3 protein-coding genes and 1 pseudogene are annotated in these 2,122 nt (G+C 66.0%); 1 reads left to right on the forward strand and 3 read right to left on the reverse strand.

Features of this window, described 5'->3' with window-relative positions:
- Both ELR45_RS38450 and ELR45_RS19715 read right to left on the reverse strand, forming a co-directional pair.
- A pseudogene (locus ELR45_RS38450) lies at positions 1-227 on the reverse strand (DUF885 domain-containing protein); the annotation flags it as partial.
- Positions 228-342: 115 nt separating this feature from the next.
- On the reverse strand, positions 343-582 hold the full coding sequence (locus ELR45_RS19715) for an acyl-CoA carboxylase subunit epsilon (RefSeq protein ID WP_129667887.1): 240 nt from the start codon (positions 580-582) through the stop codon (positions 343-345).
- Positions 583-705: 123 nt separating this feature from the next.
- Here ELR45_RS19715 and ELR45_RS19720 point away from each other — a divergent pair, with 123 nt between their 5' ends.
- Positions 706-1,260 (forward strand): dihydrofolate reductase family protein, encoded by a 555-nt coding sequence (locus ELR45_RS19720; RefSeq protein ID WP_129667888.1) that lies wholly within the window; start codon positions 706-708, stop codon positions 1,258-1,260.
- Positions 1,261-1,379: 119 nt separating this feature from the next.
- On the opposite strand, the gene ELR45_RS38455 is transcribed toward ELR45_RS19720, so the two are convergent.
- The coding region (locus tag ELR45_RS38455; RefSeq protein WP_205856902.1) for an ATP-binding protein at positions 1,380-2,122 on the reverse strand (743 nt) is incomplete at its 5' end.

Genomic DNA, 2,122 nt, shown 5'->3' on the forward strand with positions numbered 1-2,122 from the left:
GCGACGGCGTCGTCGAGCGCCGCCAGCGTGCGCTTGGCCAGCGCGGCCCGTTCGGCGTACCCCTCGGGCGAGAGGTTGGTCGACTCGGCGTCATGCCCGGCGACGCCGGCGTAGGTGGCTTCGTAAGGATCGAGCCGGATGAACTCGTCGACGAACTGGTCGGCGACCTCGTCGACAGAGGTGGCGTTCTCGGTGCTGGGTGGTTGCTGCTGAGAAGCGTTGTCCATGTCGGCACATTACTGGTCTGGCCCGCACCGAGCACTCGCATTTCCGGGCGACGGCTCCTCCTTGCGTCCCGCAGGACGTGGCTCCCGGCGCTCGGGTCGCAGGACGCTACAGCGGCTACCGGGGGAGGGCGCTGGCACGCCAGGCGCCGGGCCCCGGCCGCAGCGGGGTTCTGACGGTACGCCAGTACGCGGCCCACGTCGACGGCTGCTCGCTCTCGGTATCCGCCGATGCAGCGGCTGCGGCTTTGGCCGAGACGACGGCCGTCAGCGCGGCGAGTTCCTCGTCGGTGGGCTCTCCCTTGACCACCCGCACGAGTGGTTCCGCCTGCTCACCCGACCCCGCTCGCTCGCTCATAGTGAAGAGTTTAGACGCTCGGAAATGTGGGGCTGTCTCGCGATGAGTTCGCACGGGCTAGACGGTCATAACACGTGACGGCGAACACGTCGCGCGCCAAGATCTGAACCATGAGGAGGCCCAGTGGGCAAGGTTGTGTACTCGATGATCACATCGGCCGACGGATACATCGAGGATTCGAACGGAAGCATCGAGTTCTTTCTCCCCGACGAGGAGGTGCACCAGGCCGCGAACGAACAGACTCGCCAGGCATCCGCGTTCCTGTTCGGCCGGCGCATGTTCGAGATGATGGAGGAGCCCTGGCGGGCCACCGCCGACCGCGACGATGCGCCGGAAGTCGAGGCCGAGTTCGCCCGGCTGTACATGGAGACACCGCGGTACGTGTTCTCCGACACGATTGAGACCGTTCCCGACGGTGTCCGCCTCGTCCGCAGTGCCGACGCCGTCGCCGAGGTGCAGCGACTGAAGCGCGAGACGGAGGGCGAGCTCGCGGTGGGCGGCGCCGGCCTGGCTGCGTCACTGGTGGATCTGGTCGACGAGTTCCAGCCCTACGTCATGCCGGTGGTCGTCGGCGGTGGAAAGCCCTTCTTCCCGGCCGGCGTGGAGCTCAAGCTGCAGCTGGCCGAACAGCGCACGTTCGCCTCCGGCACGGTCTTCCTGAGGTACACGCGTGCCTGAGCGTTCATGAAGGGTGCGTCAGTCTTCCGGTTCGAGCCAAGAGCCCCGTACGACCTCGTCGTCGGTCGAGGTACGGACGAGGCATCGGGTGCGCAGTGCCTTTGTTGCTGCCCCGCGGATCACTCCAACAGGAGCGCAACCGTATGTGCCGGCAAGGCCCAGACCGGACCGCTAGTATCGGTGATTGTCTTGGTGGCTAGGATGCCGTGACCGTACCTGCGGTTCAGGCCAGAGGCGCCCGGGCGCCAGCTTGATTGCACCCATCTGGCCTCGATCGGTGGTGTGGTCTCTGATCCCGCTGGTCCAGTAATCGGGACGGGCGCCAGATCTACCTCGCCTCCTCCTGCGGTGCGGGCGTATCCGATAGTGTCATCGGCGAGCCAGCGGCCTGAGTCATGCCGTTCGATCGCTCGTGCCAGCGTTACGGCAAGTGCAGCCTCCGTGAGAGTGGTGTAGTCGTGTTGCGGCATGCCCGGCCGGAGATGATGGCCGAGCCAACCGAGTAGTGGGTCGGTGAGGTAAAGCTTTGACTGCGCACCGGCGACGCGACGGCCGCGGTCGCTGACCTGGTGACACCACAGGCCAGCGAATGTTGAGACGATCCGGTTTAGTCTCGTGGTCAGATGGCTTCGCGTGACGGCAAGGTCGTCTGCCAGCTTGCGGACGTTCAGGGGAGAAGTGGAGCGCTCTTGTAGCTCGCTGAGCAGGACTGCGACAGAGTCTGCTGGCGCTTCGGCGTCGACATCTGCCATCAACCAGGCTTCCAGCTCCCGCAGGAAGAGTTCCGAGACCGCTCCGTGCTGCTGGTGTTCGAATACGGCGCGAGGGAAGCCACCGGCCTCGAGGTACCGCTGCCACGCTA

Origin of the sequence: Phytoactinopolyspora endophytica (genome assembly GCF_004138495.1) — a bacterium.
In the GTDB taxonomy this organism is placed as follows: Bacteria; Actinomycetota; Actinomycetes; order Jiangellales; family Jiangellaceae; genus Phytoactinopolyspora; species Phytoactinopolyspora endophytica.

Bases quoted from the DNA above. Each gene is read 5' to 3' on its own strand.
- ELR45_RS19715 (WP_129667887.1), bottom strand. From the start codon at position 582: ATGAGCGAGCGAGCGGGGTCGGGTGAGCAGGCGGAACCACTCGTGCGG.